This window comes from Paenibacillus sp. LRG-1 (assembly GCF_057220305.1).
This window is the reverse complement of sequence record NZ_CM170126.1, coordinates 5,730,989-5,745,798: the sequence shown is the minus strand read 5'-3', so window position 1 is coordinate 5,745,798 and position 14,810 is coordinate 5,730,989. Positions and strand designations below refer to the sequence as shown.

Below are 14,810 nucleotides of genomic sequence, written 5' to 3'. Positions count from 1 at the left end.
GCTGGATTGGCGTCCATTTGCTTTGAAGGACCTTTACCTATAGTTTTCTAAGTAACACCTTTAGATTGACAGGTGAACGAAATGAACGGCATTTTATAAAATGAAAGTGCTTACAATTTAGGGCGTACGGGATTCTCAGTGCTTGAGGTACGTGCGCACGATATTCACACACAATCGACAAAAGAGGACGAAAGGGGAGGGTCTGGCATGACAAGCAAAAGGTTCGGAATCATCACTCTGGTAATGGTTATGATGGCGTCTATGATCGCTGCTTGCTCAGGGAGCTCGGGCAAGGAGCCGGCGTCAGGAGATAGCAAGGAGAAGGTCACATTCACGTATTTTAATGCCACTGCGGGGAGGGACATTAATACCAAAGAAACGCGGATCGGCAAAATCCTGGAGGATCAGACGGGGGTAAACTGGAAGCTGGAGCATTTGGTGGGTGATTCCAATACGAAGATCGGTACATTTATTGCCAGTAACGATTACCCGGATGTGATAGTACCGGATGGCACGATCGATAAGCTGCTTGATGCCGGGGCTTTTATTCCCCTGAATGATTTGATCGACAAATATGGACCCAATATTAAGCGTGTATATGGACCGTACTACAACTTGATGAAGGCGGAGGATGGGAACATTTACTTTCTGCCGCTCAGTGCGGTTGTAGGCGATTATTTACCTGCACCTAACTTAGAGCAAGGAGCCTTTTGGGTGCAACGCAGGGTATTAAAAGAAGCGGGATATCCAAAAATCAAAACACTTGACGAGTATTTAGCCCTGATTCGTAACTATGCGAAAAAGCATGCAGATGAGGGATTGACTGGGTACCTGGCGTTAACCACGCAGGATAGGTTTTATGCTCTTACGAACGCACCGATGCATCTGGCAGGCTATCCGAATGATGGCGGCACGATTATTGATATGAAAACACACCGGGCCACGGATTATGGAGATATGGAAATCACAAAGCGGTATCTGAAAGAGCTAAATCAGCTCAATGTAGAAGGCCTATTTGATAAATCGTCCTTTGTGGACAATTACGATCAATATCTGGCGAAGCTGACTTCGGGTAAGGTGCTGGGCTTTTTCGACTACCGCTGGCAGGCGGGGCAGGCCCTGAATAATCTGCAGGAGGCTTCCAAGCAATCGGGCAATGATGATATGGAGTATATAGGGCTGCCTGTTGTATACGACCAGAATATAAAGGATCAGTACATTGATCCGTCGTCATTCGTTAATAACCGAGGCATAGGAATTACGGTCAGTGCCAAGGACCCGGTACGTATCATCAAATTTTTTGACAACCTGCTGACCGACGAAAACCAGGTGTTATCCAACTGGGGAATCAAGGGAGAAACCTATGATGTAGATAAAAAAGGACGCTTTTACCGGACTGAGGAGCAAATTAAGCAGACTGGTCAGGACGCGTTCCGCGAATCATTCGGGTTCAAATATTTTGAATACAGTTGGCCGCGATACGGTAGCGGTTCTACCCTGCCTGACGGCAACTCCGTTGGTGCCGGACGGCAGCCGGAGGTTGCGCGTATGTCCTACACCGAGGGAGATAAAAAGCTACTAAAAGTCTATGGTGTAGAGTCCTTCTCGCAAATGTTTTCCGCACCAGACGAGCGCCCATGGTATCCGGCCTGGAGTATCCCAATTGCTCAAGGTTCACCTGCGCAGCTCTTCCAGCAAAAGAAGGGGGACCTGCAGCGCAAATATTTCCCGCGTTTGGTGCTGTCTGCACCGGAGCAGTTTGATGCGATATGGAGTGAATACACTACTGAATTCAACAAGCTGGATGTAAAGGCGTATGAGGAGCTGATCACGAAGGAGGTTGCCAAAAAAATCGAGAATCCCGGTAAAAAATAAAGGAGGAAGCAGCTATGGGCCACTCGTCACCACCAGCAGTCACGATCTTCCCGGATCAGTTGCCGCCCTCGCGGCGAACCGGCTTTAGGGGATTTATGCACAAGCTGAATCAGCAACGGGCACTGGTATGGATGTCCGTCCCTTTTTTAATCTGGCTGTTTATCTTCAAGTATTTGCCCATCTGGGGCTGGACAATTGCCTTTCAGGATTTTAAGCCTGCCCGCAAGTTGCTCGATCAGCAATGGGTCGGATTAAAACATTTCCATTTTCTATTTCAGGATGAACACTTTCTGCGGGTCATGCGCAATACGCTGGCGATGAGCTTTATTAATCTGGTGCTGGGCTTTGTCACCGCTATAACATTAGCGATTTTGCTGAATGAGCTTCGCCAGCTCGTATTTAAGCGGGTGGTACAGACGATCAGCTATCTACCGCATTTTATTTCGTGGGTGGTCGCGGCTAGCATCATCAGTACGGCGCTGTCTGCGGATGGCGGCATCATCAATGAGGTGCTGATGTGGCTGGGGTTGATTAAGGAGCCTATTCTGTGGCTGGGCGAGGGAAGCTATTTTTGGGGCATTCTCGGTGCATCGGAGGTATGGAAAAATGTCGGCTGGAACACCATCATTTATTTGGCTGCGATGACGATGATTGATCCCTCGCAGTATGAAGCGGCCGAGATGGATGGAGCAGGGCGTTTTCAGCGGATTTGGCATGTGACATTACCCGGATTGAAGCCTGTATTTATCATCCTGCTCATTATGAACATCGGCAATCTGCTGGAATCCGGCTTTGAGCCGCAATACTTACTGGGCAATGGCATGAACGTGGATTATTCGGAGAATCTGGATATTTTCGTACTGAAATATGGTATCCAGATGGGTAATTTCTCGCTTTCCATTGCTGCTGGGATGTTCAAAACGGTAGTCAGCTTCATCTTACTGTTTAGTGCCAATCATATTGCGAAGCGGTTAGGGGAGGAGAGATTGTTCTGAGAAAAGAGTGAGTTATGGTGGGGGGACGGCCGCTTCGCGTGCGGATTGTTCTTCCGATCGCTGTTATCCCCGTATTCCTTTTTATCATAAAACATTAGAGGTTGGAATCCGGGGCTAGCTTATGCTTACGATGCGAGCTTTCCTCTGGAAAGCTTTTAGCCGAACGCTCCGCTTCTTCAGAACAATTCCGCCCGCTCCGCTGTTGCCCGCCATAAAGTCACTTTTTTAAGAACTGAGGGTAGTGGCAAGGGGAGAGCTTAAGGAAGACGCGTGACTCGCGCTTCCTTGGGCGTCATGATAGCTGGCTCAGCTTCGCTATCGCCATTAGAGGCTGTTTTTTAGGACTGTGCTATTCGAAGGAGATAGCAGAGGGTGCGCGATCCAAATGCCTAAACTATTTTTTAGAAAGGAGCGGAAGTCATGGGCAAAGGGAAGGCCGTACACGGGCGATTTCGGGCCCCCTCGGATCGAATTTTTGATGCGTGCAATATCGTGTTTATGCTCTGCCTGATGGTGTTCACGCTGTATCCGTTTTTAAATACGCTGGCGGTTTCGTTGAATGAAGCGAATGATTCGATTCGGGGCGGGATCTATTTGTGGCCGCGTGAATTCACGTGGAGTAATTATGAATATGTGTTCAAGGAAGCGACGATTTTCCATGCTACGCTGATTTCTGTATTACGTACGGTTGCGGGTACGGTGACCTCTGTGTTTTGCTGCGCGATGGTGGCGTATACGATCAGCCGGCCGGAATATGTGCTGCGCAAATTTGTTTCGATTGCTTTTATTTTAACGATGTATTTTAGCGGTGGATTGATTCCAAACTTTCTCCTGATTCGTGAGCTTGGGATGCTGGGGACTTTCTGGGTGTATGTCGTGCCGGGATTGATCGGGGTGTTTAATGTGATTGTCATTCGCTCCTTTATTGAGGGATTGCCGGAAGGGATTTTAGAGTCGGCGCGTATTGACGGGGCTGGGGAGTTTGCCACTTTTATGCGCATCGTTTTGCCGCTGTGTGTTCCCGTACTGGCGACGGTGTCGCTGTTTACAGCGGTCGCGCAATGGAATTCCTGGTTCGATGTGTTTTTGTACAATTCGTCATATGAGCAATGGAGCACTCTTCAATATGAGCTGATGAAAATACTGCAAAATTCCAACACGTCTGTTAACACTCAGGACTATGCGAGCCAATTCGCTGGTTCGGAAAATCTGGCGAAGTCGGTCACGCCTACCTCAATTCGGGCCACGATGACGATTGTCGCTTCAGTGCCTATTATTTTAGTTTATCCTTTTTTGCAAAAATACTTTGTGAAGGGTATGACCTTGGGAGGTGTCAAAGGATAGTAACTGAAATCCAATGGTGCCCAATACGAATTCAAAAAATTTGAGTGCGGGAGGGATTGCTTTGCGGCCATGTTGGGTTAAGCCTTTTTGTCTGGTGCTGGCTGGAGCGCTGTTGTTATCGCCTGTTGGTTGGTGGGGAGCGTCTGTAGCGAAGGCAGCTACGTCTATAGAACATTCCCCGCCCGTTGCGGATACGGTGCTGTCAGCGGGTAATATCCATAAAACCATTGGAACGTATGGATTTGAGCAAGGAAACAGCGATGGCTGGAAGCCTCGGGGAACTTATACCCAAATTGCATCCGTCACGGAAGCAGCATATGGCGGCACGCACAGTCTGAAGGCAACCGCCCGCACAGCGGCTTGGAACGGGGCGGAGCTGGATGTGAAGTCGCTGTTGCAGCCGGATGTAGAGTATGAAATTAGTGGCTATGTGAAGCTAGATGGTCATTCTGCGGTTCCGAGCATGGTTAAACTTACAGTGGAGCAGCAGCCGACAGGTGGGACTACGACATGGAAGACGGTAGCGCAGACGGAGACGGCGGATACATCGTGGATCAAACTTCAGGGGAAATATACTTTTACCGGGGGGATGGATGCATTGAAGCTGTATGTGGAAAGCTCGAATCCCGCGCAGGCCTATTATGTGGATGAGGTAGAAATAACACAGGTATCGAAGACGCCAACGGAGCCAACCAATGGTATCGTATCCGGGTTTGAAGATGGTACGGCTCAAGGATGGGTGTCCCGTATGGGAGCCGAAACCGTACAGGTTTCGAATGCCGATGCACGAACCGGCTCATACAGTCTGCTGACAACAGGCAGACAAAAGACATATGCCGGCCCCAAGCTGGATGTGACTGCTACGATGCAAAAGGGCAGCCGATATACGGTCAGTGCCTGGGTGAAGCTGGCGCCGGGTGAGCAGCCTGCCAAGGTGAGGCTCAGCATACAGCGTGATCACCAAGGGGATAGTGCGTATGAAACTGTTGTAGGCGACACGGCTACTACGACAGGGGGATGGATGCATTTGTCTGGTACGTATACGCTTGCGCATGATGCAGACACCGTTTCGATGTATTTGGAAACGGCAGAAGGAACGCCTTCCTTTTATATGGATGATTTCGAGCTGTCACTTGTACCACCACTAGCTATTGAAAAGGACATTCCTTCTTTGCATGGATTATATGGGGGACAGTTTAGCATTGGCACGGCGATTGAAGCTTTCCAGACCGAAGGGGCTTACGGAGAGTTGGTACAGAAGCATTTTAACAGCGTCGTTGCAGGGAATGCGATGAAGCCAATCTCCTTACAACCGTCCGAGGGACAGTTCCATTGGGAGGAAGCAGACCAAATTGTGCAGTTTGCTAGACAGCATGGATTGGAGATTCGCTTCCATACTTTGGTGTGGCATAACCAAACTGGGGATTGGATGTTCAAGGATAAGAATGGACAGCCGATGACGCCGACTGCTGAGAATAAAAAGCTTTTGCTGGATCGGCTGGAGACGCATATTCGCGCTGTTGCAGTCCGATATAAAAATGTCATCACCGATTGGGATGTGGTGAATGAGGTCATTGATCCTGATCAGCCGGATGGCATGCGCCGCAGCAAGTGGTATCAGATTACTGGTACTGATTATATTGAAAAAGCATTCCGTGTCACGAGGGAAGCGGCGGGCCCGAACGCACGACTATTCATTAACGATTACAACACACATGAGCCGAAGAAACGGGATTTTCTGTACAATTTGGTACGTGATCTGCTCGCTAAAGGCGTACCGATTGACGGGGTAGGCCACCAATCGCATATCCGCCTGGAGTTTCCCGCTATTAGCGAGATTGAGCAGTCCATAGAAAAGTTTGCTTCGCTTGGTCTGGACAATCAGATTACCGAGCTGGATATGGGTCTTTATTCCAATGACACAGATCGCTATGAAACGATTCCAGAATCTATGCTGGTCCGGCAGGCTCACCGCTATCGGGCGCTGTTCGATATGTTTTCAAGGCAGCAGAATCATATCAGAAATGTGACGATTTGGGGTACGGATGATGGAAATACGTGGCTCAGCACGTTTCCGATAGCCCGGCTGGATAAGCCGCTACTATTCGACGAACGGTTAAAGGCCAAATATGCCTATTGGGCACTTGCTGATCCGTCCAAAGTCCCGCCGTTGCCAGCGGGGAATAACCAATGAATAGTTTGAATGAAACAGAGGAATAGAGCTGTTCAAAAGGAGAGCTGGAGCTATGGCTACCTTACGCTATACGAATCCGGTTGTCCCCGGATTTTATCCTGATCCGAGTGTGATACGTGTCGGAGAAGATTATTACATGGCGGCAAGCTCGTTTGAATACATGCCGGGCTTGCCCATTTTTCATAGCCGAAACCTGACCGATTGGCGGCAGATCGGGCATGCGTTGAACCGGCGCAGTCAGATTGATTTGTCCACTCGCAAAAGCTCGGAAGGCATATATGCGCCCACACTGCGCTATCATCAAGGTGTTTTTTATCTGATTACGACAGATGTGATGGGGATAGGTAATTTTTATATCACATCTGTGAACCCCGCTGGGCCTTGGTCAGACCCGATCTGTATTCGTTACGGGAATATAGATCCGTCTCTGCTATTGGATGACGATGGGAAAGTGTATGTGACCGTACAATCCGGGGCAGATGCCGAGTCGCATATTATCCAGTATGAGATTGATATCACTACAGGTCAGGCATTGACAGAGCCTATAGCGATTGCTCACGGGGATGGCGGCGTATGGACCGAAGGGCCGCATCTGTATCACATCGGCAGCCACTATTATTTGCTCTGCGCATGTGGCGGAACGGGGCGTGATCATCGAACACTCGTGTATCGTGCGGAGGGCCCTTACGGTCCGTTCGAGCGTATGACAGAGCCGATGCTCACGCATAACGCTCTCCCTGCACATCCGATTCAGAACACAGGTCATGCCGAATTGGTTGAGGACACTCGCGGGGACTGGTGGGCTTTTTTTCTCGGTGTCCGTCCGGTGGTGGACATCGAGCCTGTGGCTGACCGCTTGGAGGCTGTCGAGCCTCAGGCTGAGGTACCACCTTCGTATAGCGTGCTCGGACGCGAAACCTTTCTGGCCCCCGTCCGCTGGACAACGGACGGATGGCCTACGGCTGACAACAACGCAGGCACGGTGCAATTGCACATGTCTGTAGACCGTCAGCCATTCAGTCTGGCGGAGCAGGCTCGCCCGCCTGCTTCTGCGCCGCTCGCGCCTGCAAAGCGTCATAGCTGGCGCGATGACTTTGGTGGTCAGCGGCTGGACTTCCGTTGGGCTGCTCTGCGCAGGCTGTGTGAAGCCTGCATCAGCCTGGAAGCGCGCCCCGGATGGCTAACGCTCATCGGCAATCGCCACACGCTGCTGGACGAAGCGCCGAGCGTATTCCTCGGCACCCGTCTGCGGCATCATCAGATCGCCGTCCGTAGCCGGCTTTATTTTCAACCACAGCATGAGGGCGAGGAAGCCGGCCTTGCGGTACGACTTAATGAGCACGGTCACTTTACGCTGGGTATTCGTCGGAATGGAGAAGGCAACATGCTTACTGTAGTGGTCTCGGTCGCAGATCAGGGAAAACGAACCGAATGGGTCTCTGTACCGCTGGCGGCTCCTGATATACCAAGCGGTGAAGGTATGGAGCTTCGCATCCTATCCGATGCGTATCATTTCGCCTTATCTTATGCTGTGCGTCCAGGCAACTGGGTACTGCTCGCTACGGTTCCGGCTTTTGTAGTCTCATCTGAAAGCAATGGCGGTTTCACGGGAGCGCTGATTGGCATGTATGCTGTATCGACCGTCGCTGTAGATGAACCGGTATCTGTCGCCGCGACTCCCGCATACTTTCAATATTTCTCCTACGATGGCTTGGACTATATAAGCCTTATAAGCCAAACCTGAAGAATAAACGTCCAAACGGTGTAGATAGGAAAGTCGCCTTATACAAGCATAAAAGCAGGCTGTCCTTCACATGTGACATGTAAAGGACAGCCTGCTTTGTTATCGTAAAGGAATTACATTTTTATTCCAAATTGGCGTGTTGGCCAAACATAGATTTGGAGGTCAGCTTGCGCAGCTCCATCGTTCTGAGTACCAATGCGTCACCGTATAACAGCAGGGTTTGTTCAAACAATGAGCCCATAGGCTGAATCGTTTGGTAGTCCTTGTTGGACGGGTCCTTGGCCGCACCAGGCAGCTTGACGATGATATCGGCCAGTTTGCCAATGGTGGAACCCGGGGAAGTGGTTAGAAGCGCCAGAGAGGCCCCAAGTTTCTTTGCTTTTTCTGCCATGGAGGTCAGGCTTTTGGTTTCACCAGAGCCTGAACCAATAATGAGCAGGTCGCCCTCGCTCAAACCAGGAGTTACGGTTTCCCCGACTACGTAAGCTTGAACCCCCATATGCATCAGCCGCATCGCCAGCGAGCGAATCATGAACCCTGAGCGGCCCGCACCTGCCACGAATACCTTATTCGCAGCGGCGATGGAGTGGATCAGCTGCTCCGATTCTGTATCACTGATCAATTGTGGAACCAATTGCAGCTCCTTGAGTACCTCGGATAAATATTGAGAGGTTTCCATTGGGATTAACCTTGTTTGATGAGCTGTTGCATTTGGGAAGCTACAGCCTTTTTGTCGTCCTCGCCAGTGATACCACCGCCGACGATAACCAGATCCGGTTGAGCCTTCACGACCTCAGCCAAGGTGCTCAGTTTAATACCGCCAGCCACGGCAGTTTTGGAGTTTTTCACGACTTTTTTGACGGTTTGCAGTGCTTCGAACGGGCTCTGTCCTTCAGCTTGCAGATCGTAGCCTGTATGCACACAAATGTAGTCAACGCCCAGAGCGTCGATTTCTTTCGCACGTTGCTCCAGGTTTTTAACACCGATCATGTCCACCAGGATTTTTTTGCCGCCTTGTTTTTTCGCTTCTTCTACTGCACCTTTAATTGTCGCATCTTCAGCTACAGCCAAAATCGTAACGATATCTGCACCAGCCTCGGAAGCTTTTAGCACTTCATAGCCCCCTGCATCCATAACCTTCAGGTCAGCCAGCACTTTCAGATTCGGGAATGCTTCTTTCATTGCTTTTACTGCATGAAGTCCTTCATTGATGACAATCGGCGTACCGATTTCTACGATATCAATATACGACTCTACTTCTTTTACCAATGCAATACCTTGCGGGATATCTACTAAGTCTAAAGCCAATTGAAGTTCCATGTTATTAACTTCACTCCTTAAGTGAATTTATATTTTGATGAACAGGTACATGCTCTGTTGAGTATTACTCTATACTTTGGTTTCATGCACAGGTTTGATTGTAAGGCCCCGATATCCGATTGAAAAGTACGCACTAATTCGTAACGTAGTTACCCCGACGATACTATAGCATCATAAAAACCATTCATGAGAGAGCCTGCATTTTGTCTTCTTTAGCATTATTTCTATAAGGGGAGTCGATTATTCGTAACCAAGGATTTTGCAAAAATCCCATAAGCGACTTCCAATGAACAAGATATAGATCGAAATGGTTTAGTTCGTCTATATCTTGCACTTCGGAGCGACTGGAATCGAATTTTGCAAAATCCATAACCATACACAGCAATGTAAGGTTGCAAAAAAAGAAGGTAGCGATGATTAAATTGACTTCAAGTTAGGTTTTGACTATATTTGTAATATACTGGTATGCAAAAAATGGAGGCTAAGAGCATAACTACCCTGAAGAGTAGCCGCTGTGCTAAGGGGTAATCGCAATTTTCAGGATAGGGAGGCGGGTTTTAGTGGAAGAGGTCCTGAACCAAAGGGAAGCCATTTATTTGTTGTCGGACAGCCACGAACTCGATAAAGCTTGTGAGTTGTTTAGAATCAGCTACACACATAATGATTGGGATGAAGCGAACAAAGTAGCAGATTATCTGCATACGTTGGCTGAAAGCCTGTATCACACCCAACTGAGAAATGCTGCAGACGGCAAGTATGAGACATTGGACACCAAACACCCGCTAGTGTTTTATTATGCTTACAGTTATCTGGCGAAGTCTATTTACTATCAGAATATGGGAAAGTATGAGGAAGCCAGAAACTATATTATGAAGTATAGCGAAATGGGCTGGTTTATGGGGCTGGATCAGAGCGGTCACGAAGAAGTAGAGAGATTCCGTTTCCTCGCCAAGGCCAATTTATTTACGATTGAATTACTTTCGGGGAGAAGGGAACTTTTGCCTGAGTACGTTCAATTTCTTCACGACAATGAAGAGGAGCTACTTCCAGGATTGGTTGGTATTGCCGAAGCGGCTAACTTGAATAATTGGAATATAGACGACCTGCTGAACGATTTTGCTGATGATATTAAGATATTTGAAGGTTATGAAGATAGAGCAAACCGCGTATATTATTTAAAACTGGTCAACCAGTTGGCCATTTACCATTTCAAGAAGAAGCAATACTCTGTTGCCTTAAATTATGTCCTTGATTCTCTGCAATTCTCTGCCAGTGTAGAAGCGGATGCCGATTTCAGGACATTGGTTGCTCTGTTTGAAACTTATCGAGATTTGGCAACACCATCACAGCAAGAGCAATACCAAACCATTTTATTAAGGGGGCTTCATAATGAAAAAGGCATTAATCTCGGTAACTATGGTCTTGGCGTTTCTTAGTATTGCTCTTCCGGTGGGAAATATTTTGGGAGGGTTAGACCCAGTGTTTCCTTCAAATCATGGTGTTTTTTCTTATACTGCTTGAGTTTCAGATTTAGACCATCAAGCCAGATAGGGCTTTTGTACATAAAGGGAGCACACTTTTACGCATTTTGCGATCAGTGTGCTCCCCTTTTTTATCCCAAGATTTATTTTATGGCATACGAAGTCAGGTCATTGGCCAGATGTTGCATCGTTTCACTCGCCTTTTGCATACGCTCCATCACTTCAGTGAAGGAGCCTACCAGAGTCGCCTGCTCCTGAGAAGAAGAAACAATTTGCTCAATTTCCTGCTCCATTTGACGAATGGAGTTTTGTACATCCTTAAGGGCTCCTTCAATATCGACCGTCGCCTTTTTGGATTCTACGGATAGCTTGCGCACCTCTTGAGCGACGATACCAAAGCCTGCTCCTGCTTCTCCTACACGTGCGGCTTCGATCGCTGCATTCAATCCAAGCAGGTTGGTCTGATCGGAAATTTCCTTGATGAACACAGCTACCTGATTGATTTTACCCGAGTTTTGTACGGCGATTTGAGTGTTTTTCAAAATCTGTTCACTGGTTGCCTGAAGCTCCTCGGAATGAGCCGCTACATGCTGTACCATATCAATGAGCTGCTCGGTGATGGAGCGATTCTCGGATACGATTTGATCCAGTTGATTTTTGTTAGTCAAATTATAAGAGGCCGCAAATGCTGCGATGACTTCACCTTTCTCGTCAAATACAGGGATACTGATCATATCAAGAGGAAACCCTAGAATTTCAGCAGGAATGTGGGTCAGGCTGGCCTCACGTCCATTTTTAAGCATGGCAAAATCTTTATAGTCCTCGAGCAGCTCCGAGCCTGTTTCAAAGCCGAGATCCATACCCTCCGATTGGGTATACATAAGGACATGAGTGCGGTCGAAGAGAGCAAGGGTCACTTTCTCACGCATAATCTGTTGTATGTAGGGAATGGCTGCAATTAATGCATCTATTGTATTCAAATAGATAACCTACCTTTCTTTACTAGATATATTTTTTATAGTCTCGTATATAGTTGTCGGTCTAAAGACGGATAAAAGTTATAAAGATATTGAAAATTTAAAGGGAAATGAAAGCTTCAGAAAAAAAGGCATACCGTTTCCATTAGGGAACGATATGCCTTCTATTTAATCTTAACGTGTCAGTGCTGTGTATAGGTAGTTCACTTGCCGCGTTGCTCGAACAGTTGTGCGATTTCCACAATAACCTTGGTAGCAAGTACCATGTTGTCCACCGACACATATTCAAACTTACCGTGGTAGTTCTCCCCACCTGTGAAAATATTCGGGGTAGGCAGTCCCATGTAGGATAGCTGTGAACCGTCTGTACCGCCACGAATCGGCTTGATAATAGGTTCGATATTCAGCTTCGTCATTGCTTCATAAGCGACATCGACGATATGCTTGACTGGCTCTATTTTCTCTTTCATGTTGTAATACTGATCTCTCAGCTCCAGTGCAATACGGTTTTCTCCATATGCGGCCTGCAGCTCTTTGACTACATTTGTTAAATAAGCTTTCCGGTTTTCAAAGTTCTCGCGGTCAAAATCACGGATAATATAGTACAGTTTAGCTTGTTCTGCCGTACCTGTAGACTCCAAGAGATGATAGAAGCCATCATATCCGTCTGTATATTCCGGGGCTTCGTTTGCAGGTAACCGACTATGCAGCTCCATAGCGATTTTGGCAGCGTGGATCATTTTGTTTTTAGCCGTACCGGGATGCACATTCACACCGTGAATGGTAATATGGGCGGCTGCGGCGTTAAAGCTCTCATACTCCAGTTCTCCGAGCGGTCCGCCGTCTACCGTATAGGCATATTCAGCGCCAAAAGCGGCTACATCAAAGCGTTCCGGTCCTCTTCCAATCTCTTCGTCCGGTGTAAAAGCAACGCGAATTTTGCCATGTTGAATTTCTGGATGGTCAATCAGGTAGTGGATAGCTGTCATGATTTCTGCGATCCCGGCTTTGTTGTCTGCACCGAGCAGGGTGGTACCATCTGTTGTGATCAGGGTGTGGCCTTTATATTGAGTCAGTTCGGGAAACTCACGTGGAGAAAGAACCACACCAAGCGAAGCATTCAGCGTGATATCGCCCCCATCATAGTTTTCCGTCAATTGCGGCTTTACCCCTGCGCCAGTCAGCTCGGTAGCCGTATCGAGGTGAGCGAGAAAACCGATGACGGGAACCTCTTTATCCGTATTGGAGGGAAGGGTTGCCATCACATAACCATGATCATCAATGGTTACGTCTGTCATACCAATGGCTTTCAATTCGCCCACCAAAAGGTTGCCCAATGTGAGCTGTCCGGGTGTAGTGGGGCAAGTGTGGCTGCTTTCATCAGATTGGGTATCTACCTGAACATATGTAGTCAGGCGGTCAATCAGTTCCTGTTTCAAAGTGTGTATCCTCCTTGGTGTCATTTCTATTATGGTACGTATTTTATCATGATTAGGCTTATAATATGAAAAAAATGGTTGACCCTTTTCGGAATGACGGGTTGTGTTGCACAGGGGAGACGAGTAAGATAATAGTAAAATAAAAGTAAAAATAGAGTAAAACCATTAAAGGAGTCTGCAATGCCTACGTTAAAAGATATCGCCCAGGAGGCAGAGGTTTCGATATCCACGGTCTCCCGAGTGCTGAATTATGATGAAACACTGTCTGTATCAGAGGAAACGCGACGTAAAATTTTTGAGGTTGCCGAGCGCATGAAATATACGACTGCTAAACGTAAAAATGGCGGTATTGGTCGTCAGCCCCGCAAGAAGGCAGAGGGACCCATCCGGTTGGGTATGGTGCACTGGTTTAGCGCGTACGAGGAACTGGAAGACCCTTATTATCTGTCTATCCGGTTTGGCGTGGAAAAAGAGTGCCGCCAAAGCGGGGCGCAGCTTGAGCGTATTTTCAGGAGAGAGGACCTGACTGCGCTGAAGACATCATCCGAAGGGCTACATGGACTGATCGTGCTGGGGCATTTTAGCAGCGAAGAGGTAGAACGTATGCTGGAACTGCCCATTCCTTGCGTCTTTCTGGATCATCCGGTAGAGCGTACAGGGGCAGACTATGTGGTCATTGACCTTGCTCACGCTGCGGCTGATGCACTGGATTATTTGATGGGCGCAGGCCATCGTCACATCGGATATGTAGGTATGGGCAAGGATGAGCAGCCCCATGATTCCGAACGAGTCGAGCTAGATGCCCGCTATGAAACGTTTTTGCGGTATCAGGAACAGCACAGGCTGTGCACGTCGGATGATATTCATGTGTGTGGCGGAACGGCGGCAGATGGCTTCCGTGCGATGGAAGCGGCTATTCTGGCGGCACCAGAAAACCTGCCTACAGCCTTCTTTGTCGCGAGCGATTCGGTGGCTATTGGGGTGTTGAAGGCGCTGGAGCAGCATCACCTTGCGGTGCCGGAACGTATCTCAATTGTTGGCTTCAATGATATTCCGACAGCGGAATATTTGACCCCCTCTCTGTCAACGGTCAAAACGCATACCGAACTGATGGGAGAGACGGGCGTTCAGCTCTTGCTGCATACGGTACGCAACGGTGCAAACGAGGTGGGGCGCAAGGTCATCATTCCGACCGAGCTAATGATTCGCAACAGCAGTGCGCCGCTACATACCGATACCCAATAAAATCGACGTTATTGATTTGGACAGCCCCGGCTTACCGGGGTTGTTTTTTTGATATAAAAAGATACAAAAATGGATTGACAATTGCCTTGTAAATGCTTACATTGAACATATATTTATTTTACTAAGTTTTACTCGTTATTTTTACTCAAATATTTTACTATGGTATAAGAGTGAAAAATAAAAGGTTGAGGTGACT

General features: G+C 48.0%; 11 protein-coding genes. 7 read left to right on the top strand and 4 right to left on the bottom strand.

Annotation, left to right across the window (positions count from 1 at the left end; translation table 11 throughout):
• Positions 1-207: 207 nt before the first annotated feature.
• The 5 genes from ACUUJN_RS25480 (at position 208) to ACUUJN_RS25460 (ending at position 8,152) form a co-directional block, all read left to right on the top strand.
• Positions 208-1,875, top strand: coding sequence for an ABC transporter substrate-binding protein (locus tag ACUUJN_RS25480; protein ID WP_023990912.1), 1,668 nt, complete (start codon positions 208-210; stop codon positions 1,873-1,875).
• A gap of 14 nt (positions 1,876-1,889) precedes the next feature.
• Positions 1,890-2,870 (top strand): ABC transporter permease, encoded by a 981-nt coding sequence (locus ACUUJN_RS25475; RefSeq protein WP_341063225.1) that lies wholly within the window; start codon positions 1,890-1,892, stop codon positions 2,868-2,870.
• Between the two features lie 420 nt (positions 2,871-3,290).
• Complete coding sequence (locus ACUUJN_RS25470) at positions 3,291-4,214, top strand: carbohydrate ABC transporter permease (RefSeq protein ID WP_028540826.1); 924 nt, start codon at positions 3,291-3,293, stop codon at positions 4,212-4,214.
• A 61-nt stretch (positions 4,215-4,275) separates the two neighbouring features.
• A complete protein-coding gene (locus tag ACUUJN_RS25465; protein WP_484669057.1) occupies positions 4,276-6,408 on the top strand; it encodes an endo-1,4-beta-xylanase in 2,133 nt (710 codons plus the stop codon).
• Positions 6,409-6,460: 52 nt separating this feature from the next.
• On the top strand, positions 6,461-8,152 hold the full coding sequence (locus ACUUJN_RS25460) for a glycoside hydrolase family 43 protein (RefSeq protein ID WP_484669056.1): 1,692 nt from the start codon (positions 6,461-6,463) through the stop codon (positions 8,150-8,152).
• 121 nt (positions 8,153-8,273) lie between these two features.
• On the opposite strand, the gene hxlB is transcribed toward ACUUJN_RS25460, so the two are convergent.
• Entirely contained in the window at positions 8,274-8,831 is a 558-nt protein-coding gene (gene hxlB / locus ACUUJN_RS25455) for a 6-phospho-3-hexuloisomerase (RefSeq protein ID WP_075154913.1), read from the bottom strand.
• Between the two features lie 5 nt (positions 8,832-8,836).
• Entirely contained in the window at positions 8,837-9,472 is a 636-nt protein-coding gene (gene hxlA, locus ACUUJN_RS25450) for a 3-hexulose-6-phosphate synthase (protein ID WP_013312540.1), read from the bottom strand.
• Between the two features lie 560 nt (positions 9,473-10,032).
• On the opposite strand from hxlA, the gene ACUUJN_RS25445 reads away from it, so the two are divergent.
• Positions 10,033-10,908 carry a hypothetical protein gene (locus ACUUJN_RS25445; RefSeq protein WP_023990907.1) on the top strand — a complete coding sequence of 292 codons (876 nt, stop codon included), beginning with the start codon at positions 10,033-10,035 and terminating at the stop codon, positions 10,906-10,908.
• A gap of 188 nt (positions 10,909-11,096) precedes the next feature.
• Here the strand turns inward: ACUUJN_RS25445 and ACUUJN_RS25440 are convergent, their stop codons facing one another.
• Together ACUUJN_RS25440 and pepT are read right to left on the bottom strand one after the other, a co-directional pair.
• Positions 11,097-11,933 (bottom strand): methyl-accepting chemotaxis protein, encoded by an 837-nt coding sequence (locus ACUUJN_RS25440; protein WP_023990905.1) that lies wholly within the window; start codon positions 11,931-11,933, stop codon positions 11,097-11,099.
• 200 nt (positions 11,934-12,133) lie between these two features.
• Positions 12,134-13,369: a peptidase T gene (gene pepT, locus ACUUJN_RS25435; protein WP_264454409.1), complete on the bottom strand. Its 1,236-nt coding sequence runs from the start codon at positions 13,367-13,369 to the stop codon at positions 12,134-12,136.
• Positions 13,370-13,549: 180 nt separating this feature from the next.
• Between pepT and ACUUJN_RS25430 the strand changes: the two genes are divergently transcribed.
• Positions 13,550-14,614 (top strand): LacI family DNA-binding transcriptional regulator, encoded by a 1,065-nt coding sequence (locus ACUUJN_RS25430; protein ID WP_279833380.1) that lies wholly within the window; start codon positions 13,550-13,552, stop codon positions 14,612-14,614.
• Positions 14,615-14,810: the final 196 nt, after the last annotated feature.

Excerpts from the sequence above, each read along its gene's own strand:
- ACUUJN_RS25480 (WP_023990912.1), top strand. The coding sequence starts at position 208 with ATGACAAGCAAAAGGTTCGGAATCATCACTCTGGTAATGGTTATGATG.
- ACUUJN_RS25475 (WP_341063225.1), top strand. The coding sequence starts at position 1,890 with ATGGGCCACTCGTCACCACCAGCAGTCACGATCTTCCCGGATCAGTTG.
- ACUUJN_RS25470 (WP_028540826.1), top strand. The coding sequence starts at position 3,291 with ATGGGCAAAGGGAAGGCCGTACACGGGCGATTTCGGGCCCCCTCGGAT.
- ACUUJN_RS25460 (WP_484669056.1), top strand. The coding sequence starts at position 6,461 with ATGGCTACCTTACGCTATACGAATCCGGTTGTCCCCGGATTTTATCCT.
- hxlB (WP_075154913.1), bottom strand. The coding sequence starts at position 8,831 with ATGGAAACCTCTCAATATTTATCCGAGGTACTCAAGGAGCTGCAATTG.
- hxlA (WP_013312540.1), bottom strand. The coding sequence starts at position 9,472 with ATGGAACTTCAATTGGCTTTAGACTTAGTAGATATCCCGCAAGGTATT.
- ACUUJN_RS25430 (WP_279833380.1), top strand. The coding sequence starts at position 13,550 with ATGCCTACGTTAAAAGATATCGCCCAGGAGGCAGAGGTTTCGATATCC.